This window comes from Aquibacillus salsiterrae, assembly GCF_028416595.1.
GTDB lineage: Bacteria > Bacillota > Bacilli > Bacillales > Amphibacillaceae > Aquibacillus_A > Aquibacillus_A salsiterrae.
The window spans coordinates 1-22,315 of sequence record NZ_JAMQKC010000002.1; the positions used below are offsets into that span (position 1 = coordinate 1).

Consider the following 22,315-nt stretch of genomic DNA (forward strand, 5'->3'; position numbering starts at 1 on the left):
CCTTGACTACTTAATGAGTGACGATGTTCAATCAGGCTTACTTGCTGAACAAGGGTACATCGCCGCAACGAAGATGAAGGTTGAAAGAGACGCAGAAGGAAATCAAACAGACCTATAAGAAATAGTTGAACCCGGGTAGTGCATAAGGCACTACCCGGGTTTTGTTGATTGGAGGCTTGAGAGCGGTTCTTTAAAAGTCAAAGGAAATTCTATAGTTTTTATAGTTCGTTTTTTTGCTTTTGGCGTTATAGTTAAGAGTGGAAGGAGGTTAGTGTTGGAAAATTTGTAAGCGCTTTACTATAATTTGTCGAAAATTGTGGGAGGGAATGTAGTAAATGGGTAAAAAATTGAAAAAAAATATTTCGGTATTACTGATTATTGCTTTAGTTGTTCCATCAGGATTATTCGGACCACTATTGCAAGTCGATGCCACGTCTACTACCGTATATCAAGAAACATTCGCTAATGGTCAAGGAGCGGCAACGCAGTCTGGTAATGCGACATTAACAGCGGTTACGGACAAATTTTTCACTGGTAATGATGACGGGGCTGCTTTATATGTAAGTAATAGAACAAATTCCTGGGATGCAGCCGATTTTACTTTTGCTGATATAGGATTACAAGACGGCAAATCGTATTCGATTAGTGTAACTGGCTATGTCGATTCGGGTGTAACGGTACCAACTAATGGCCAAGTGGTTTTATCTGCAGTTGGTAGTTATTCTTGGTTATCGAACGTAAACTTCGTAGCTGGGGAAGCATTTACACTGACTGGTGAGTACACAGTTGGATCGAATGCTAGTGATACTAAATTTCGTGTTCAGTCCAGTGATGAAGGGGCTACAGTTCCATTCTACATTGGAGAAGTGATCATCACCGAGAATCCATCCTCAGGCACACAGACACCTGAGACCTCTAGAGAGCCAAGTATCGATTTTACTACGGTTACTTTTGAGGATCAAACAACGAGCGGGTTTGAAGGACGTGCCGGCACAGAAACATTGACTGTGACTAACGAAGCTAACCATACCGAAGGCGGTTCATATTCGCTCAAAGTGGAGGGCAGAACACAAGCGTGGAATGGTCCAGCGTTACGTGTTGAGCAATACATTGATGAGGGATATGAATATAAGATTTCTGCATGGGTGAAGTTGATTTCTCCGGAAAGCTCTCATCTTCAGCTTTCGACTCAAGTTGGAAATAGTAGCCCAAGCTATAATAATATATTGGGTAAAACGATTACAACGAATGATGGCTGGGTTTTATACGAAGGGACATTTCGATATAACACAGTAGCAGATGAGTATGTGACGATTTACGTGGAAAGCTCCAATAATAGTACGGCATCATTCTATATTGACGATATTAGCTTTGAGCCAACTGGTTCCGGTCCAATAGCTGTTCAGACAGACCTGACGCCGATCAAAGACGTTTATCAAAATGACTTTTTGATTGGTAATGCGGTATCGGCAGCAGATCTTCAAGGTTCTAGATTAGACCTGCTTAAGTTACATCACAATGTCGTTACGGCAGAGAATGCCATGAAACCAGGTAGTCTCCAGGCTGAAAAAGGTGTGTTTACGTTTGATGCGGCAAATGCACTTGTTAATGAAGCGCTTGCTAATGGTTTGCAAATGTACGGGCATGTCCTCGTTTGGCACCAGCAGTCACCTGATTGGATGAACCTAGCTGCTGATGGGACACCATTAAGCCGTGAGGAAGCGCTTACTAACATGCAAACCCATATCCAAACAGTGATGGAAAACTTCGGTGATAAAGTGATAGGTTGGGATGTTGTTAACGAGGCAATGAACGATAACCCTCCGAACCCAACGAATTGGAAGGCCTCATTACGTCAATCAAATTGGTACAAATCAATTGGAGCAGATTATGTTGAGCAGGCATTTTTAGCTGCGAAAGAAGTGGTTAAACAAAATGGCTGGGATATCAAGCTTTATTACAACGATTATAACACTGATAATCAAAACAAAGCGGAAGCGATTTACCAAATGGTTAAAGATATCAATGACAGATATGCAGCTAATAATAATGGTGATTTATTAATTGATGGAATTGGTATGCAAGGGCATTACAATTTAAACACAAATCCTGATAATGTCGATAGCTCTTTGGAAAAATTTATTTCACTTGGTGTCGAAGTAAGTGTTTCTGAGTTGGATATTCAAGCAGGAAGCAATGGTGTGCAAACAGAAGAAGAAAAAATCGCTCAGGGCTATTTATACGCTCAATTATTTAACATCTATAAAGAGCATGCTGACAACATTGCGCGTGTCACTTTCTGGGGCTTAAACGATGCGAATAGCTGGAGGGCTTCTGCTAGTCCATTAGTGTTCGATAAGGATCTCCAAGCAAAACCGGCCTACGACGCAATTATCGATCCTGAGGCGTTTATAACCGATAATCAGCCGGCGGAGATTGAAACGAAGCAATTGACAGCAGCTTTCGGTACACCAACGATTGATGGAACGGTTGACAGTGTTTGGGCGAATGCGACTGAAATTCCAGTTGATCAGTACCAAATGGCATGGCAAGGGGCAACTGGCACAGCAAAGGCGCTTTGGGATAGCGAAAATCTTTACGTGCTAGTCAATGTAAGTGACTCCCAATTGGACAAAACGAATACGAATGCTTGGGAACAGGATTCTGTCGAAGTTTTCTTAGATCAAAACAATGGCAAAACATCTTCATATCAAGGTGACGATGGTCAATACCGTGTGAACTTTGATAATGAAACTTCTTTTAATCCTACAAGTATCGCAGAAGGATTTGAATCAGCAACAAGCGTTTCTGGTACGAACTATACAGTGGAAATGAAAATCCCACTTAGTGATGTTTCACCTAAAAACGGCTCTACACTTGGTTTTGACGTTCAAATTAACGACGCAAAAGACGGCTCGCGCCAAAGTGTTGCAACATGGAACGACCCGACAGGAAGTGCTTATCAAGATACATCCGTGTTCGGTGAATTAACATTGACGGGTCTTGTGGCACCTTCTGCCCCAACAGCTTTAACTGTGAAAGTTGGGAACGATAAGTCAGTTATATTGGAGTGGGAGTATCCTGTTGACGACACAGTCACATTTACTGTTTATCGTTCAAACTCAGTGGATGGTACTTATACAGAAATAGCTACTAACTTGAGTGAGTCAATTTTCACGGATACTAATCTCGATTCAGACACAGAGTATTTTTACTATGTAAAAGCTGTTAGAGCATATCTGGAATCGGATGCAAGTCAACCTGTTTCTGCTTTAACGAAAATGGCACCAATGACAAATGTAATTGCATCTGCCTTGAATCATCATGTAATTAAAGTGAAATGGGATAAATTAGGTGAACCAGCGACCTACCGCGTTTACCGAAGCAGTAGTGCTGATGGGCAATACGTATTGATCGCAGAAAAGATGGATGACAATGTCTTTGTCGATAATAAATTGGATGCTTCAACGACTTATTACTATAAAGTGGTTGCAGTAACAAAAAACAATGTTTCTACACCTCAGATAACAGAAGCAATAACTAAAGCTAAACAAGGTAATCTAAAGAAAAATTAACAGATAGATAACAGGTTCCTCGAATTATTAACCGAGGAACCTGTTTTTTAAAAAAAATAAATCAATGATGACTTGTCCCAAGCAGACTGGATTCTTAAGTGAAGTATCTTTGGGAACAAAAGAGTCTCAATCCCCACCAGCAGTGCCTTCAGTTACTCCCTTGATTGCACGTTTTTCGATTCGGGTAAGTTCATTAATGGATTGTTCGATATCATCTAAAATTTCTAAGGTAATAGGGTTTCCCATCACAATTGGATAGATGTTTAAATCCCAGACATCATAGGCATAATGGTCAAGCGGCGTTGAGCGGCCTTGTGATGGCTTGTTCATTATTTTGTTGAAAATTTCATTCACGTCCTGGTAACCAAAGAAAGAATTCTGATCTGAATATTGATACATACCAGACATTTGTTTCGCTGTAAGTTGAATAAACTCCCATGCTAATTTTTTTTGATTACTGAAAGACGAGATGGCAAGCGACCTTCCTGTTTCTTTGTCTAGACCGTTCATTCCAAGTGGTAATTGTGTAATTCTCCATTTTCCACTTTGATTAGGAACCCAAGTTTTTAGCAAATCTACGCCATAAGAAGGTAAATAGAACATCACCTGTTTATCCTCAGCTAACGCTGTTGTTCCGTCCTCATTCCAAATATTCACTTTTGATTCTAGGTTACTTTCAACAGCCAAATTGATTGCTTTAGCTACTTCCCTAACACCCTGGTTATTGGCTAAATAATTTAACTCATCGTCAAAATAGTAAGTGGTACTATTCAAAATGGATAATAAACTATGATTTGTATCCATCATGTAATGACCATTTTCTTTTAACTTGGCGCCCATTTCTAACCAATTATCTGTCGTTTTGATAAAATTGGCTAATTGGACAGGGTCACTCGGGAAACCTTCTTCTTCCAATATGTCAGCCCGATAATAGGTGACATAAGGAAAGTGCATAAATGGTAATGCAAACAAGAAATCTTCATTTGCAAACTGCGTATAATTTTTAACTAAATCTGGTGAAAAAAATTGTAATGTTTCGTTTGCAAAGTAAGGTTCTTCATATAAATTTTCCAAACCATTTATTCCGGTGAAAGCACCCAGATAACGGTCTTCTATCATGAAAATGTCAGGTGTTTTTTGGTTAACAATACTATCCATATACGTTTCCACAAGTTCACGGCGGTCTATCTTAATTATTTCAATGTTTATATTTGGATATTTTTGGTTAAATTGCTCGACTGCATAGCTAAAGATGTCCTCTGTAGCCCAAATAGTTAAAGTAGAATCTGCTTTAGTTTCTTGATCAAACGTTTGAACAGTAGATTCATATTCTTCTAGTTGAATCGTTGCAGATGTAGGGCGACAACCGACTATGATTAATGTGATAGACATTATGACAATAATAGTCTTAATTCTCACATCTTTTCCTCCCCATCGCTAAATAGTTTAACGCCATCTCGACCACTACTTTTTACTTCGTACATAGCTGTGTCTGCATTGTTCATAAGTTCTTCCACATTTGTACCGTCTTCTGGGTAAAAACTAACACCTATGCTGATGGAAATTGTAGTGATTGTTTGATGGATGGTAACAGGCTGTTTGACCACTTGAATTAATTTTTCGCAAAAGTTCCTAATCTCTTGGGAGTTTGTCTCCTTATTAATGATGACAAACTCATCACCCCCTAATCGATAAAGGGCTACATTCTCGTAATCTATCAGAAATGCCCTTACTTTTTCAGCGAATTGTACTAAAAGTTCATCGCCACCAAAGTGGCCATATTGGTCATTAACTTGCTTAAACTTATCGATATCAATAAATAATAAGGCGAATTGGGATCGATTTGATTTCTGGTCCAACTCTGTCATCAATTTTTGTAAGTCCTTCTGAAACTTTTGTCGGTTAGGAATCCCTGTTAGTATATCAAAATGGGCAAGCTGGTAAAGCTTTTCTCGAGAAGAAATGAGTTGTTCTGTTCGGTTCGTTAAAAGCTCATTTTGTTCCCTTGCTTCTTGAAACATTTCCTTCAGTTTTTGAGCAATTGCTTCAATGTTTGTTCCTAAAAAGTTAAATTCCTGGATGGTGCTTTTTTCCCACGTTATCAGTTGATTTTTCTGAATCCGAGTAGGAATATTGGTTGCGAGCGTGATCAATCTAGTTAACGATTTAGAGAGTATATATTCACAAAGAAAGGTAAATAGATAGATAAGTCCAAACAAACTTAAAATAATTTTGAAATAGTCAGAAAATTTATTCGCTAAGGATACAAGCTCATTTTTGAGCGGAATGATAACGAAAAAGGTTAAATCATGTAAGTTAATTTGTGAATAAAAATATCCTTCTGACCAAGTGTATACAGTTACTGCTTGGCTTGGCATCCAAATATTAAACTTATTAGCTATTTCAGCCTGGTAACCGTTATCAAAAAGAGTAAAAGACTGAGTGGTTTGGGTATCCACCCCACTAGCTACGTAAATTTGATTGTAACGATCAACTACATAAATGGAAGCAGTCGTCACATCTGTAATACTATCAAAGAGTTCTTTCAGCACGCCTTTTTGAACAACTGAACCCAACTTTAATTGTTGCACTTCTTGATAATCCAGTTCGGTTAACTTATTTGTTATCTGATTCGTATAGGAGTCTATTTTCATTTTGTAGTAATCAACAATTTTACTTTCTTCATAGTTGCCGTTAAAAATCGTATAGTAAAACAAAGGAATAATGGCAGCGCAAAGGCTGATATGTGTCATGATTTTGCTGAGATGTAAACGAGGACTAGTGGATAATATATTTTTCATGACTGGAAGTGCTGGTAAGTACTCTGAGATGATATCAGCAATCAGCGCATTTAACAGGACATTAATTAATAGCTTTAAGGTAAGTAAGACTGTTATCTCTGATTCAAGACCTGGCATAATAACTGTAGGGAGTAGAAAGTAAACAGGGATAGTAAGAATTAACCAAAAGAGAGCATCCCAACTTAACATTGACTTCCCGTAAGAACGGTAAAGTCCACCAACAACAATAACCTCTAACACCATTAGGCTAAGATATACTGGATGTACGTTCATCCACACCCCAATTAAAACGTACAAACCAACTGTAAAAAGTGCTTTACGATACCCGAAAAGTCGGATGGATGTTAGGTAGAATACAGATACAAATAGAAATTGGATATTAAAGAACAAGTAAATGGGATAAAAGTAGACGATTATTCCTAAAATAATGAAGATAATATAAAGTAGTTGGTTATACCATGACCTTGCCAATGTTTATTACCTCCCCCTGAAACGCCCTGTGTCATTGAGTTTTTGTGAATCGATAGACTTATCTAAGAATAACGAAAAAAAGATACCTCCTTAACTAGGTACCTCTTGACTGAAAGTGTTCAGTTGTGGCAACCCAGCCATCTTAGCTTAAAAGCCTTAGACCTGTAGCTTTGCGCCCTTTACCTTTCGTAGTTTGCCATTATTCAACATAATTCGACCTTCATCTAAACTATATCATATCCATCAACCCATTCCAATAACAAATAGTGTTCGAGAGACTGACGACCAAAGTCGAATTGGATAAGTATTTACTTAATACTAGGAATATCGACCGTATATGCCAAAGGTTGGTATAACTTAAGTGTTAAAGGTAACTATAAGGAAAACTAGTTAAAGATAAGAAATAAAAAGTGTTAGAGGTGTGGTCGTATGAAAAATTATCGATGGTTACTTATTCTAATTATGCTTGTTCCGTGGTTAACCGTTCCTTTGCTAAAAAAAGAAGCAATCAAAAGATTTTTGCCAGCAACTATTTTTATTACGCTATTTGTGAGACTGGAAAATTATTTAGCTGACAGGTTCACTTGGTGGTTTTGGTATAAAAAGCTACACCCAAAGGTATGGGGTGAATTGCCAATGAATCTTGGCCCGTTTTTTGTTAGTTCGCTTTGGATACTAAAATGGACGTACGGCAAGTTTTGGTTATATCTTATAGTCAACCAAATCATGCACATTTTTTACGCGTTTCCAATTGTGGAACTTGCAAAGAAGAAAGGATTTGTCTCAATGGTTCGAATCAAGAGGTTCCAATTCATGCTCATTTTCCTGTTTAAAGCATTACTTCTTTATGGATTCCAATTTGCATATGAAGGCCTGACAAGAGAGAAGGGAAAGCGAAATGAACAGCAAGTTAACGGAGATGTTTCACCTCCGATTTGAACGCTTGCCTAGGGTAAATATGATTACAAGGTTACCTAATTTGAAGTGCACATCAATTTTGTGCACTATTTTAGTCAATATTGTTCCTCTTTTTTTGATGAGGTTGCCTTTATAATAAAACTTGTAAGCGTTACCAACAAGGAAAGGTAGTGTGAAATGATGAAAACAGATGTTGGTATGAAAAATACTAGTGAAACGGCAAGGGATACGCCTAAGGCACAAGTTAGGAATCGTCATGTGCGAATGAAAAAGGTTTTACTTTATGCGGCATTTGTTGGGCCGGCATTATTATTCTTTTTAACCATTCAAATCGCACCGTTCCTTATGGGGGTCTATTATTCATTTACATCATGGAATGGGGTCAGTTCTTCCATTGAATGGGTTGGTTTTGACAACTATGTCAAGATTTTCACAAGTGATGAAAAATTTCTTAATTCCTTCTGGTTTACAACTCGATTTATGCTCGCCGCTGTTGTGATCAGTAATTTAATCGGTTTCTGTTTTGCCTTATTGCTAAACGGACCGTTGAAATCGAAAAATGTACTACGGACAGTCTTTTTTATTCCAAATGTTATTGGTGGATTGTTACTAGGGTTCATTTGGCAGTTTATTTTCATTAAAGGTTTTTCTTCACTAGGTAACATGACAGGTTTATCCTTTTTCAATCAACCTTGGTTGGGCGATGAAGTGACAGCGTTCTGGGGCATTGTGATTGTGTTTGCTTGGCAGATTAGCGGTTATATGATGGTTATCTATATCGCTGCCTTGCAAGGGATGGACCGTTCGCTTATTGAAGCAGCTAAAATTGATGGTGCTTCACCATTACAGATGTTAACAAATATCATCATTCCATTAATTCTGCCTGCTTTTACGATTTGTTTTTTCTTAACGATTTCGATGGCGTTTAAGATATTCGACTTAAACATTTCTTTAACAGGTGGAGGACCATTTAACTCGACCGAATCGGTTGCGATTAATATTTATGATGAAGCTTTCCAAAACAATCGCTACGGGTTAGGTACAGCAAAATCGATTCTATTCTTTATCGTCGTTGCCTTGTTTACCACGTTCCAAGTAATGATGACGAAGAAGAAGGAGGTTGAGTCATAATGCGGGAGAAATATACGAAAAAAACGTTTCTGCTTGAAATAATTGGGATTTTGTTAGCTATTATCTTTCTTATTCCGTTTTATTTTGTGATAATCAATTCCTTAAAAGGCTTCTCGGAAATATTACTTGATGCTGCTGCTTGGCCAAAGGAACTGTTATTCAGTAACTATGCCAAAGTTTGGGATGTGCTGAATTTTCCGAAAGCGTTTATGAATTCGTTGATGATCACCGTATTTAGTATTGCTGGGATTGTTTTGATAAGTTCGATGGCTGCATGGAAAATGGTCAGAACACCGGGCAAACTTAGTTCGATTCTATTTATCTTGTTTGTCTCTGCAATGGTTATTCCGTTCCAAGCAGTTATGATTCCATTAATGAAACTTGGTGGTATGCTGGGGCTGATGAACAGTATTCCGGGTATTGTCTTGATGTATTTTGGGTTTGGAGTGCCATTATCACTCTTTTTGTTCCATGGGTTCGTTAAAACGATTCCACTAGAAATCGAAGAATCTGCGAAGGTTGATGGTTGTACACAATTTGGTGTGTTTTGGAGGATTGTTTTCCCATTATTAAAACCGATTACGGTAACAGTGATTATTTTGAACACGCTATGGATTTGGAATGACTACTTGCTTCCGTTACTAGTGTTACAGGATGCAGAGTTACGGACGATTCCACTTGCAACAAGTTCCTTCTTTGCCCAGTACACAAAACAATGGGATATGGGACTTGCTGGGCTTGTGCTTGGTATCGCACCAGTTATTGTTTTCTTCTTATTTTTACAAAAGCATATTATTAAAGGAATTGCAGCTGGGTCTATTAAGTAGTTATTAACTCTTGTAAACTAACAAGAGTGTAATAAATATAAACACATACACAAGGAGGTCAATTCGTATGAAACGTTATGCATTCTTATTATTATCGTTCATTCTTTTCGTTGGTTTGTTAGTCGGTTGTGGCTCTAAGGACTCAAACGACACTAGTTCAAGTGGTGGAGATTCAGAAGGTGGAAAATCGACAGAAAGTAATTCAGAAGGTTCAGATGATGAGGTAGTTACACTTAACTTTTTCCAATTCAAAGTAGAAATCGCTGACCAACTACAAGCGATGATTGATGAGTATGAAAAGGAAAATCCAAATGTAAAGATTAAGCTAGAATCTGTTGGTGGTGGTGCTGATTATGGTGCTGCATTGAAAGCGAAATTCGCATCCGGTGAAGAGCCAGATATTTTTAACAACGGTGGCTTTAAAGAGTTAGAACTGTGGAAAGAACGTTTAGCAGACCTTTCTGATGAGCCTTGGGTCGAGAACGTGCTTCCAATCGGAAAAGTTCCGATGACGGATACAGATGGTAAGCTTTATGGTATGCCTGTAAACTTAGAGGGGTATGGGTTCGTTTATAATAAAGATTTATTTGAGCAAGCTGGTATTACAGAACCACCAAAAACGTTATCAGAATTAAAAGCAGCAGCGCAAAAGCTGCAAGATAATGGAATTACTCCGTTTGCGGCAGGCTACGGTGAGTGGTGGGTAATTGGTCAACACCTGCTTAACATTCCGTTTGCCCAACAAGACGATCCAGTTGCATTTATTGAAGGATTATATGATGGATCAGAAACAATCGTTGGTAATGAGAAATTTGAACAATTCCAAGAAGTGATTGATACGGAAATTGGTTTTGGAAATGAAAATCCAATTACGACTGATTACAATACACAAGTAACGTTATTTGCATCAGGTGAAACAGCGATGCTACAACAAGGTAACTGGACGGAAAATATGATTTATGAAATTAACCCGGATATCAATATGGCATTTTTACCGATTCCGTTAAATGACGATGCGGATGCAGACCGTTTACCTGTTGGTGTGCCAAACAACTGGGTGCTTAACAAGAACTCTGAGAACTTAGATGAAGCAAAAGCATTCTTAAACTGGATGGTTTCGTCTGAAACAGGCAAGCGATATATCACGGAAGAATTTGCGTTTATTCCAGCATTCGATAACATTGAACCAACTGGCTTAGGTGCATTAGGTCAATCAATCTTAGAATATTCTAAAGATGATAAGACAATTCCTTGGACATGGTTTAGATGGCCAGATGGGGCAAATAAAGAATTTGCTGCTAAAATCCAAGAGTATGCTGCTGGAAGAATTGAGTACAGCGAAGTGTTAGAACAATTCCAAGCAATTTGGGATGAGATGAAGTAAGATGTTTTTTTCTAAGAGTTAGCTAGTGAGGAAAAGCATGTCCGATTGGGCATGCTTTTTCGCCTGTAAGGTAAGAAATTATAAAAAAATCCTAGCATGGATAACATTCAGGGATAGCCACGTCCAGCTTCCGCGCCTACCCCTCCCGAGTCGTAGTCAATCCTCTACATGGCACAGACCGCCATTCCCAGGCTTGTCTTACGCTTTTCGGGGTTGGACAAGTGCATTCTTGGGTTTTGTAGGGGATCTTAGATTCAGGATACTTTTTAACGCCCGATCGAGCCGTGCCAGCAGTCAAACGGTAGTCAAAGAACGCTAATGACGCCCGATCGAGCCCTGTTAAGTATCAAACGGTAGTCAAAGAACGCTAATGACGCCCGATCGAGCCCTGTTAAGTGTCAAACGGTAGTCAAAGAACGCTAATGACGCCCGATCGAGCCCTGTTAAGTGTCAAACGGTAGTCAAAGAACGCTAATGACGCCCGATTGAGCCCTGTTAAGTGTCAAACGGTAGTCAAAGAACGCTAATGACGCCCGATCGAGCCGTGTTAAGTGTCAAACGGTAGTCAAAGAACGCTAATGACGCCCGATTGAGCCCTGTTAAGTGTCAAACGGAAGTCAAAGAACGCTAATGACGCCCGATCGAGCCCTGCCAGCAGTCAAACGGTAGTCAAAGAACGAAATTAACGCCCAATCGAGCCGTGCCAGCAGTCAAACGGTAGTCAAAGAACGAAATTAACGCCCAATCGAGCCGTGCCAGCAGTCAAACGGTAGTCAAAGAACGAAATTAACGCCCGACCGAGCCCTGCCAGCAGTCAAACGGAAGTCAAAGAACGAAATTAACGCCCAATCGAGCCGTGCCAGCAGTCAAACGGTAGTCAAAGAACGAAATTAACGCCCGACCGAGCCCTGCCAGCAGTCAAACGGTAGTCAAAGAACGAAATTAACGCCCGACCGAGCCCTGCCAGCAGTCAAACGGTAGTCAAAGAACGAAATTAACGCCCAATCGAGCCGTGCCAGCGGTCAAACGGTAGTCAAAGAACGAAATTAACGCCCAATCGAGCCGTGCCAGCAGTCAAACGGTAGTCAAAGAACGATAATAACGCCCGATCGAGCCGTGCCAGCAGTCAAACGGTAGTCAATTGTGCTCCACTTCGTAGCTTGCCTAGTCTTCCAAGGCGCGACTTGCGCTTTTGTTATTGTTGCCTAGCGATTGATAAAACCTCGCTTGCTGTGGAATAAGGCTCACATTCTAGTAACTTGAACCTCTATTCCTGCACGTTTACCATTCATGTTAAACTATATAGTACTACAAACTTCGGAGGTGCCATATGTTTAAAACGAGTATTCGAAATCGACTAATTGCCATTTTACTTATTATTACAACAATTCCTTTTGGTACCTCTATTATCATCACTTATTTTTATACAAAGGATTCCATTAAAAATCAGTATATAGAAGAAAACGTCAACCTTCTCTATCAAGGAAGGGTAAATATAGAAAGCTACATTAATGATTTTAAAGATTTGACAGTCTCTTTTTATAATAATACGGACTTTATGAGATACATGAGGTCCAAAGGTGAAACAGCTGATTATGTTATGCTTAGTACACTAAAAGACGTGATGACTTCGATTTTATATGCGGATAGCAGCATTAACCGGGTAGTGATTTCATTCCCGGAAAATGAAATGGGGTTACAAAAGTACATCTCTGTTTCTAAACAGTCAACCTTGTCCTTTACTACAGTGAGTAATAATCCAAACAAGAAATATTTCCAAAAAGCTGAAGCCAATGAGTATTACATGTATATGGAACCGGCTGATCAGGGTCGAGATGTGATTACATTACACCGCGTGTTAATGGACGCCCCTTCTGTTGACGTATTAGGCTTTATTTCGATTGATATTTATCCTGAAAAAATAGCAGAGATAAGTAATAATTTGTACGATAAACGCGCCGAGGACTTTTACATTTTATCAGAGGAAGGCGACGTAATTTTTAGTTCTCAAGCTAATTCCGCAGCAAATGCGGATTTTGACTGGTTTGATAGTATTGTAACGAGCGGTAACGAACGGGGGATGCAAGAATGGAGCGACCCCACGTTTACCGGTATGATTGTCTATGATAAGCTCCCGGAGTCTTCTGGTGGGTGGTTGCTCGTGAAAAAAATTCCGTACACGACCTTGTTTAAAGATGCAATTAGTGTTGCGAAGCTTAATATTGTTTTCGGTGTAATTGGGCTAACGTTAGTTATTCTAGCCACGTTATTTGTTTCGTTTAAAATTACCTCCCCCATTCGCATCCTGCTAACCAACATTAAGCAAGTGGAACGTGGCAATATGGAAGTACAGTTTGAGTCATTGGGTCAAGATGAAATTGGTATTTTGGGTGAGCGGTTCCGAAAGATGATGAAGCGAATCAATGAGCTAATCAATCTTGAATACAAGTTGAAGTTAGAAAATAAGACGAATCAGTTGAAGGTGCTGCAATCGCAGTTGAACCCGCATTTTCTAAACAATGCCTTGCAATCGATTGGTACGCTTGCATTAAAGAACAATGTTCCGCAAATATACACGCTCGTTAATCACCTTTCAAAAATTATGCGGTATGGCATGAACATTGAGGAGGATATGGTTCCGTTAAAAAAGGAAAAAGATTATATCCAGGCCTATGTGTTATTGCAAAAAGAACGGTTCGGTGATGATTTATCTTTTTCGATAGATTTTGAACCGGAGATGCTCGATAAATTGATCCCGAAAATGCTTCTGCAGCCTATTGTGGAAAATTATTTCAAGCACGGCTTTGACATTCGTGATGGGCAAGGGGAAATAGATGTAAAAGGGTCGATGGAAACAGATCATCTAGTTATTACTGTTCGTGACACTGGCACAGGTGTTTCCGAACAGAGATTAAAGGAAATCACACATTACATTTATCAAGCGGAGTCACAAGGTGGTAAGGAAGCAAGTTTAGGTTTGAAAAATATCCATGACAGGCTTCATTTGTATTACGGCGAAAAGGCATCAATGACTTTTGCTAATCACCGGGAAGGTGGCTTTGTCGTAACATTAATACTTCCATTCGAACAGGTAGGTGAGATAAATGAAAGCAATCATCGTGGATGATGAGAAGCATGTGAGAGAAGGAATTTTACTTTTAGCGGATTGGAAAAAGCATGGGATTACAGAGGTACTTGAAGCGGTAGATGGGGAAGAGGCGATTGCTTTAATTGAAGCGCACCGTCCTGAGATCATTTTTACGGATATGAGTATGCCTAACAGAGATGGGATCTCGCTACTTCGGTGGCTGCATTCGGCAAAACTGGATAGTAAAGCAATCGTCATCAGTGGCTATGATGATTTTGACTATATGAGAAATTCAATTTTGTATGGAAGCTTCGACTATATTTTGAAGCCGATTGATCCGGATACTTTAAATGAAACGTTAGAAAGGGCTGTGGATAAGTGGAAGGAGCAAGTTGAGCATCAACAATCAATTTTGGAAAAGGACCAGGTCATTATTGATGTCAAAGAGTATTACTGGGATCAGTTATTTTCGGGATTAATCGATGAAAAGGCAAATGTGGCTTCAGTTCTGAAAAAGATAAAAAAAGCTTTTGGGATTGACATTGCCAGTGCGAGGGTGATGGTTTCGGTTCTTCCTGTCCATCCGTTGTTAGTCAACCGCTTCAACGCTGACAGGGACCTTCTTTCATTTGCATTGTTGAATGTAGTTAATGAAGTGCTTGAACAGGCAGGAAACGGTGTTGCTTTTCGAAACATTAATAAGGATGATGAGCTTAATATTCTTTTATGGAATGCAGTCCAGCCTGAGTTTGTGTTGGAGAAGATTCACCAGACGATTTATCAGTATTTGGAAGTGAGGTGCACGATTTTTAGTGGCGATGTGAAGGGTCATTTTGTTGAGTCGTATGCAAATGCAAAGCGGGCACAGCAGACGTATAACTTATTAACAGAACCTGCGCCAAAGCTGTACCGGGCTAAAGAAGTTGTAAATAAGCCGTTATTGCACTTGCTTGACCATGGGCAGGAAATAAAGTGGGCGTTACAAAGTGGCCGTGAAGAGCAAATCGATGCGGTATTAGACAAATTGTTTGAACAGCTAAAGGAAAACAACCATTTGTCATACGAGCAGCTTAGGTTATGGGAAAGTCAGTTTGGATTGCTCCTTGGGAATTGGCTTGAGGAATTTGGGATTAAAGAACAGCTCGAGGAGGAATGGATGCGGGATTATTGGAATGCGGATGGAACGTTTTCCTTTCTGAAATTCAAGCTGCAAGCGAAGCAGGATTGTTATCGGCTGATTGATGCACTAAAATCAATTAACTACCAAAAAGAGAAGGATAGTATTCAACAAATTGCAAGCTATCTAAAAGATAATTACCAGCAGGATATTACGCTACAGGACATTGCAGACAAATTTTTTCTTAGTAGGGAATATATTTCTCGGAAGTTTAAGCAAGTGTATAAAGTTACCATTACCGACTATTTAACAAAAATAAGAATGGAGAAGGCGTGTGAGCTGCTGAAAAATCCTAATCTTAAAATATACTACATCGCATTTGAAGTCGGCTATAAAAATGAAAAGTACTTTAGCAAAGTATTTAAAAAACAATACGGACTAACACCAAACGAATACCGGATGGGATAGTGTGAGCGAGGGACGGTTCTTTTGCTTCTGAAAGGAAGTGAAAGAACCGTTCATATATTTTTTGTGAGATATCCCAAATTGGTTGCGGATAAGTTTGGGAGTTCTACTATATTTTTAAGATTATTGATAATTTATTATGAAATTATTAGTTCAAATTTTCTGATTAAGGGGGAAAATGTATGAATATGAAAAAATTAGTCGTTTTTTTAGCTTTTTTATTTGTAAGTTTTGTCATGGTTGCATGTTCATCACCAGAGGGGACAGGCTCAGACAACAAGGAAGCAGATAACGGTAAACAAACCAACGATAGTAACGATGCGAATGAAAACAACGGAGAAGATCAACCTAGTGGAGAGCCGGTCGTAGGTGGTGAACTTTCTATCGCCGATTTAAATGACGCACAAGGGTTAGACCCACACAAGGAAACAGGCGCACAGTCGATGCGATACATAGAAAATATGTATAACACGCTGTTTAAGTACAAAACAGGTACTTACGGTGAAATCGAAGGGGAACTAGTCGAGGATTATGAAATATCTGAAGATGGTTTAACATACACTTTCACATTAGTCGATGGTGTTACATTCCACAATGGCGATCCATTAACGTCTGAGGATGTAAAATACTCAATCGAGCGGATTGTTGAGATGGTTTCTCGTGCGCCACAGTTTGAGCAAGTTGACAAAATTGAGACACCAGATGAGACAACAGTCGTTGTAACATTAAAAGAACCTGTCGCACCATTCTTAACATTTTTAGCCAATCCGATGAATGCGATTGTTAACAAAAACATCGTCGAAGAAAATGATGGTAGCTTAGACCGTGTTGATGCAGGTAGTGGACCATTCCAATTAGTAGAATGGAAGAAAGATGAGCAAATGGTTTTGGAGAAATATGATGATTATTTCAAAGAAGGTTTGCCTTATCTAGATAGGATAGTTTGGAAAGCTATTCCAGATGAGACAGCTCGTACAACAGCAATTAGAAATGATGAGTTAGATATTATTTTGCAATTGTCACCAAAAGACATTCAATTACTTGAAGGAAAAGATGGCATTAATGTTGAGTCTGTAACTGGAAGCTATTGGGAATATATTGGACTTAACGTAAACAGTGGTCCATTAAAGGAAAAAGCAGTTCGTCAAGCTATTGCGTGGGCAGTAAACCGTGATGAATTAAATGATGCTGTTAAGTTTGGCCAAGCTACACCATTAACAGGCGGACCAATTCCTCCGGGACACTGGGCATATGGAGAACTTGATACGTATCCAATGCAAGATGTAGATAAAGCAAAAGAATTACTAGCTGAAGCTGGATATCCAGATGGTTTTGACATAACGGTAAAGGTTGGACAAAACCAAGCACAAGTTGATGCAGCTCAAGTAATTAAACAGCAGTTAAAAGAAGTCGGTATCAACGTAAAAGTAAACCAATTAGAGGATAGTATTTTCTTCGAAGACCTAGGCAATAAAGAATTTGACATGGCTATCGTTGGTTGGGTTGGTTTTGTTGACCCAGACGAATTCCTGTACAACATTTTCCATACAGGGGCTATTTACAACCAACAAGGATATTCAAATGAAGAGGTCGATGCTTTACTAGAAAAAGGACGTAAAACAATCGGTGAAGAGGAACGAAAAGAGATTTACACAGAAGCACAACGACTTATCGTTGAAGATGCACCAATGGTATTTTTATATGCAAACCAACAAGCTTCTGCCCTACGCGATGATGTCAAAGGGTTTGATGTTAATCCAACAGTAACGACGATTTCTTTAGAAGAAACTTGGATTGAACAATAATTAGTTATGATAGGGGGTGGAAATCATCCCCTTATCCTTTTTACTATAAATCTATTGTCTAGCTGCGGCGCCTACGCTTTTCTATTATGTCTAGCTGCGGCGCCTACGCTTTTCTATTATGTCTAGCTGCGGCGCCTAGCCCCTCGAGGTCTTAAGTGAAATATCTTTGTGGCAAAGAGCACCACATAGATATTCCACTTAAGCTTGTCGGGTCTACCAAGGCGCCTACGCTTTTCTATTAAACTGGAGGTGAATAGGGTGGGTCGATATATTTTAAAGAGACTATTAATTGCAATACCGGTGCTGATTGGAATTTCGTTTATTTCTTTTTTTCTCGTAAGACTTGTACCAGGGGATACTGTTACTGCTTTGCTTGGATCGAATTATAATGAAGAACAGGCCCTGATATTACGTGAAAAATTAGGACTCGATCAGCCACTAATCGTTCAATATGGATTATGGATGGCCAATGTGTTACAAGGTGATTTAGGTTATTCTTCCTTCACTAATCAACCCGTAGCAACTGCACTAATGGAACGCCTTCCCATTACCATTGAACTGACTGTCATTAGTGTTGTTTTTGCACTCATTATTGCTATTCCACTTGGCACGTATGCAGCGGTAAAGCGTAATTCACCTATGGATTACGGTGCAAGTTTTTTTGGTATGTTTGGAATTTCGGTCCCTAACTTTTGGCTTGGGACAATTATGATTCTCGTATTCTCACTGCACTGGGGAATTCTACCATCTGGTGGATTTGTTGGACTTGCCGAGGATTTAGGTGGCAATATCCGGTCGATGGCGATGCCAGGGATTGCGCTTGGAACAGCGGTTGGAGCGGTTGTGATGCGAATGACGCGCTCATCGATGCTTGAAGTTGTTGGGGAAGAATATATGAAAATGGCAAAAGCCAAGGGTGTCTCGCAATCTCGGTGGATCTGGAAGCACGGATTAAAAAATGCGTTAATTCCAGTAATTACGGTTGTCGGGATTCAAACAGGTTATTTACTCGGTGGGTCAGTAGTTATTGAACAAATCTTCTCCTTACCAGGAGTTGGAAGACTAGCATTACAAGCGATTGCTAACCGAGACTATAGTTTACTGCAAGGTGCAATTCTATTAATTGCAACGACATTCGTTATCATCAATTTAATAGTAGATATTTTATATGCATATTTAAATCCGAAAATAAGGTATGACTAGAATGCCAATAGATTTGGAGGTGACAACATGATTGATTTTTGGAAACGATTTAAACAAAACCACATGGCTGTTATAGGCTTTGTTATTATTTTAATTATTTTATTAACTGCTATTTTTGCAAAATGGCTAACACCATATGACCCGTATGAAATGGATCCGGTCAACCGTCTTCAATCACCGAATGGAGAGTTTTGGTTTGGAACCGATCAATTTGGTCGCGATATTTTCAGTAGAATTGTGTATGGGGCAAGAATTTCACTTCAGGTAGGAATTATTGCCGTAGGTTTTTCTTTTATTGTTGGAACGATTATGGGACTCATTGCCGGCTATTCAGGTGGATGGGTTGACAACCTTATTTCGCGAATTACTGATGTCTTGTTTTCTTTTCCGGACATCTTACTAGCGCTAGTAATTATGGCTATTTTAGGCTCAAGCTTAAACAATTTGATGCTAGCAATTGGAATTGTCTATGTACCGATATTTGCCCGGATTGCACGGGGAACGGTTTTGAATATAAAAGATTCACTTTATATTGAAGCGGCGCGTTCGATGGGGGTAAGGCCAATCACAATTCTGTGGCGCCACATCCTGCCAAATGCGATGGCGCCACTAATTGTGCAAATTACGCTCTCGTTTGCGTTTGCGATATTGGCCGAAGCGGCATTAAGCTTCCTTGGCCTAGGGGTGTCTCCGGATACGCCGTCATGGGGGATTATGTTAAGTGAAGCAAAAGACTGGATGGAACTGTCTTGGTGGACAGCAATTTTCCCGGGGATAGCAATTACACTAGCCGTATTTAGTTTTAATATTATGGGTGACGGGTTGCGTGATGCCCTTGACCCTAGACTTCGAAATGAAAAATCATAAGGAAAGGAGAGGCTAGCCATGGAAGATGTCCTGTTGGATGTAAAGGAATTAAAAACACACTTTAAGACAGAAAAAGGCGTCGTCAAAGCCGTCGATGGCATCTCCTTTCAGGTAAGACGAGGAGAAATTCTTGGTATTGTTGGGGAATCTGGTTGTGGAAAAAGCATAACATCTCAATCGATTTTACGCCTAGTAGGCTACAAGCGAAATGAACTTGTTAGTGGGCAAGTTTTATTTGAGGGTGAAGATTTACTCACAAAGAAAGAAAAGAACATGCTTGCCATTCGTGGAAGTAAGATTGGTTTAATTGCCCAAGACCCGATGACCTCGCTTAACCCTGTATATACGGTAGGGAATCAAATTGCTGAGGTGCCGATGATCCATGAGAAGGCGTCAAAGAAATCTGCTTGGCAAACCGCGATTGCAATGCTTAAAAAGGTTGGAATCCCATCCGCGGAAGACCGAGCGGACCAATACCCACACCAATTTAGTGGAGGTATGCGCCAACGCGGTGTCATCGGTATGGCGCTTGCCGGAAACCCATCCCTATTGATTGCCGATGAGCCAACGACAGCGCTTGATGTGACCATTCAAGCACAAGTATTAGATTTAATGTTGAAGTTACGTGACGAGACAAATGCTGGCATTATTATGATTACCCACGACTTAGGCGTTGTTGCTGAGATTTGTGACAAGGTTGCTGTCATGTATGCGGGAAAAATTGTCGAACAGGCGCCAGTCGAAGAGCTATTCGCAAATCCTAAGCACCCATATACAAAGGGGTTATTAAAGTCCTTGCCAAAGCTTGGCGATAAGGAAAGGCTACAACCTGTTGAAGGTCAGCCACCAAACTTAAACGATTTACACGAAGGCTGCCGATTTGCTGATCGCTGTCCGTTCGTGTTTGATAAATGTCATACGGAGCACCCGCCGTTATTTTCAACCGATTCGAATCACCGTACCGCTTGTTATTTGTACGATGAGGAGGCAGAATAATGCAGACGAAAACAAAAGAATTAGTTCGAGTAGAAGGCTTAAAAAAGCACTTTAAACTAAGCGGCGGTGGCCTGCGTAAAGAGCCTGAACAAGTCGTTAAAGCAGTTGACGATCTAAATTTTTCCGTTTATGAAGGGGAAACGTTAGGGATTGTTGGCGAATCTGGCTGTGGGAAATCCACAATGGGACGCCTGCTGTTGCGGTTGTTAGAGCCGACGGAGGGAAATATCTATTTTGAAAACCGCGATATCACGACATTTTCAAAACAAGAGCTGAGAGAAAAAAGGCGTGAATTCCAAATGATTTTCCAAGACCCGTACGCATCGCTCAACCCGAGAATGACGGTCAAGGAAATCATTGAAGAACCGCTTCGAACATACAAGGAAAAGCAAGCTGAGCGCTCGAAGCGAGTACAAACATTGCTTGACGCGGTTGGAATACCAGAAAGCTACAAAAATCGTTATCCGCATGAATTTTCTGGTGGACAACGTCAGCGAATTGGGATTGCCCGTTCGCTTGCGTTAAATCCGAAATTCATCGTAGCTGACGAGCCGGTCGCTGCACTAGATGTATCGATTCAAGCACAGGTATTAAACTTGATGAAGGATTTGCAGGATGAGTTTGGCTTTACGTATTTATTCATTGCCCATGACTTAAGTGTCGTTAATTATATTAGTGATCGTATCGGTGTGATGTATTTAGGGAAAATGGTAGAATTAGCGGACAGTGATAAGCTTTACAACAATCCAGTTCACCCATATACGCAAGCGTTATTGTCGGCGATTCCGGTCCCAGATCCAACGCGGAAAAAAGAGCGAGTGATGCTTACTGGTGAATTGCCAAGCCCAGTTAATCCTCCTTCAGGCTGTAGGTTCCACACCAGGTGTCCATTAGCACAGGATATTTGTAAGCAAGTAGAACCAGAATGGATTGAAGTGGAAGAAAATCATTTTGCTGCATGTCACGTTGTTAAGGAGCGGTTATCATGACCTTTTCTATCGTCGCAAGGTGTAAAGAAACAGGGAATTTCGGTGCGGCAGTGTCCTCGTGTTTTCCGGCAGTGGGGGCCTATTCACCCACGATTAAACCAAATATTGGGATCATCGCTTCCCAGGGCTGGGTCAATCCAAAGCTTGGACCGGTTGGTATGACTTATTTAGAAAAAGGAAAGACTGCGAACGAAACATTAAATACGTTATTAATGAAAGATCCGGGCCGTGAGTTACGTCAGCTAATTGTGATGGATCACTTTGGCAACAGTGCAGTTTACACTGGGGTCGAAAATGACGATTATAAAGGGCACTTTGTTGGCGACCAATATGCGGTCCAAGGCAATTTGCTTACAGGTGAAGACGTACTAACCGTCATGGCTGAAACGTTTGAGCAGACAGATGGACTGTTAGAAGAGCGTCTGCTTGCAGCATTAGTTGCAGCTGATAAGGTCGGTGGTGATAAACGTGGAAAGCAAGCGGCGTTAGTAAAAGTTGTGGCAGAGGATGGCTTCCCGTACGTTGATTTTCGTGTCGATGATGACGATGAGCCTGTCCAATTGTTAGCGAAGATGTATGAGACTAACCGAAACGTATTGATTGATCGATATTATGAATGGGTGGAAGCAGTTAAGACGGGTGTGAAATTCCGTTAATTTAATTAAAAAGGAGAGAGTA

General features: G+C 40.1%; 15 protein-coding genes and 1 riboswitch. Of the genes, 13 read left to right on the forward strand and 2 right to left on the reverse strand.

The genetic code is table 11. From position 1 onward, the window contains the following. The first annotated feature begins 335 nt into the window (after positions 1 to 335). Entirely contained in the window at positions 336 to 3,575 is a 3,240-nt protein-coding gene (locus NC799_RS02680; protein WP_272444788.1) for an endo-1,4-beta-xylanase, read from the forward strand. Positions 3,576 to 3,701: 126 nt separating this feature from the next. Here the strand turns inward: NC799_RS02680 and NC799_RS02685 are convergent, their stop codons facing one another. Both NC799_RS02685 and NC799_RS02690 read right to left on the reverse strand, forming a co-directional pair. Continuing rightward, a complete protein-coding gene (locus tag NC799_RS02685; RefSeq protein WP_272444789.1) occupies positions 3,702 to 4,994 on the reverse strand; it encodes an ABC transporter substrate-binding protein in 1,293 nt (430 codons plus the stop codon). Further along, on the reverse strand, positions 4,991 to 6,847 hold the full coding sequence (locus NC799_RS02690) for a GGDEF domain-containing protein (protein ID WP_272444790.1): 1,857 nt from the start codon (positions 6,845 to 6,847) through the stop codon (positions 4,991 to 4,993). The genes NC799_RS02685 and NC799_RS02690 overlap by 4 nt, the downstream gene beginning before the upstream one ends. A gap of 124 nt (positions 6,848 to 6,971) precedes the next feature. Next, a riboswitch (cyclic di-GMP riboswitch) is annotated at positions 6,972 to 7,055 on the reverse strand. Positions 7,056 to 7,276: 221 nt separating this feature from the next. Between NC799_RS02690 and NC799_RS02695 the strand changes: the two genes are divergently transcribed. The 12 genes from NC799_RS02695 to NC799_RS02750 all read left to right on the forward strand — a co-directional run bounded on the left by NC799_RS02695 (position 7,277) and on the right by NC799_RS02750 (position 22,293). After that, on the forward strand, positions 7,277 to 7,786 hold the full coding sequence (locus tag NC799_RS02695) for a hypothetical protein (protein ID WP_272444791.1): 510 nt from the start codon (positions 7,277 to 7,279) through the stop codon (positions 7,784 to 7,786). Positions 7,787 to 8,029: 243 nt separating this feature from the next. Next, positions 8,030 to 8,896: a carbohydrate ABC transporter permease gene (locus NC799_RS02700; protein WP_272445195.1), complete on the forward strand. Its 867-nt coding sequence runs from the start codon at positions 8,030 to 8,032 to the stop codon at positions 8,894 to 8,896. Beyond that, positions 8,896 to 9,723, forward strand: a complete 828-nt coding sequence (locus NC799_RS02705) for a carbohydrate ABC transporter permease (RefSeq protein ID WP_272444792.1) — start codon at positions 8,896 to 8,898, stop codon at positions 9,721 to 9,723. The genes NC799_RS02700 and NC799_RS02705 overlap by 1 nt, the downstream gene beginning before the upstream one ends. A 67-nt stretch (positions 9,724 to 9,790) precedes the next feature. Continuing rightward, a complete protein-coding gene (locus NC799_RS02710; protein WP_272444793.1) occupies positions 9,791 to 11,107 on the forward strand; it encodes an ABC transporter substrate-binding protein in 1,317 nt (438 codons plus the stop codon). 1,330 nt (positions 11,108 to 12,437) lie between these two features. Beyond that, positions 12,438 to 14,234, forward strand: coding sequence for a sensor histidine kinase (locus NC799_RS02715; protein WP_272444794.1), 1,797 nt, complete (start codon positions 12,438 to 12,440; stop codon positions 14,232 to 14,234). Then, positions 14,212 to 15,780, forward strand: a complete 1,569-nt coding sequence (locus NC799_RS02720; protein ID WP_272444795.1) for a response regulator transcription factor — start codon at positions 14,212 to 14,214, stop codon at positions 15,778 to 15,780. The genes NC799_RS02715 and NC799_RS02720 overlap by 23 nt, the downstream gene beginning before the upstream one ends. 179 nt (positions 15,781 to 15,959) lie before the next feature. After that, on the forward strand, positions 15,960 to 17,582 hold the full coding sequence (locus tag NC799_RS02725) for an ABC transporter substrate-binding protein (RefSeq protein WP_272444796.1): 1,623 nt from the start codon (positions 15,960 to 15,962) through the stop codon (positions 17,580 to 17,582). Between the two features lie 258 nt (positions 17,583 to 17,840). After that, positions 17,841 to 18,785 carry an ABC transporter permease gene (locus NC799_RS02730; RefSeq protein WP_272444797.1) on the forward strand — a complete coding sequence of 315 codons (945 nt, stop codon included), beginning with the start codon at positions 17,841 to 17,843 and terminating at the stop codon, positions 18,783 to 18,785. A 27-nt stretch (positions 18,786 to 18,812) separates the two neighbouring features. Further along, complete coding sequence (locus NC799_RS02735; RefSeq protein ID WP_272444798.1) at positions 18,813 to 19,652, forward strand: ABC transporter permease; 840 nt, start codon at positions 18,813 to 18,815, stop codon at positions 19,650 to 19,652. 18 nt (positions 19,653 to 19,670) lie between these two features. Further along, entirely contained in the window at positions 19,671 to 20,648 is a 978-nt protein-coding gene (locus NC799_RS02740; protein ID WP_272444799.1) for an ABC transporter ATP-binding protein, read from the forward strand. Further along, positions 20,648 to 21,637, forward strand: a complete 990-nt coding sequence (locus NC799_RS02745) for an ABC transporter ATP-binding protein (protein ID WP_272444801.1) — start codon at positions 20,648 to 20,650, stop codon at positions 21,635 to 21,637. The genes NC799_RS02740 and NC799_RS02745 overlap by 1 nt, the downstream gene beginning before the upstream one ends. Beyond that, positions 21,634 to 22,293 (forward strand): DUF1028 domain-containing protein, encoded by a 660-nt coding sequence (locus NC799_RS02750; protein WP_272444802.1) that lies wholly within the window; start codon positions 21,634 to 21,636, stop codon positions 22,291 to 22,293. Before NC799_RS02745 ends, NC799_RS02750 begins: the two co-directional genes overlap by 4 nt. The last annotated feature ends 22 nt before the right edge of the window (positions 22,294 to 22,315 follow it).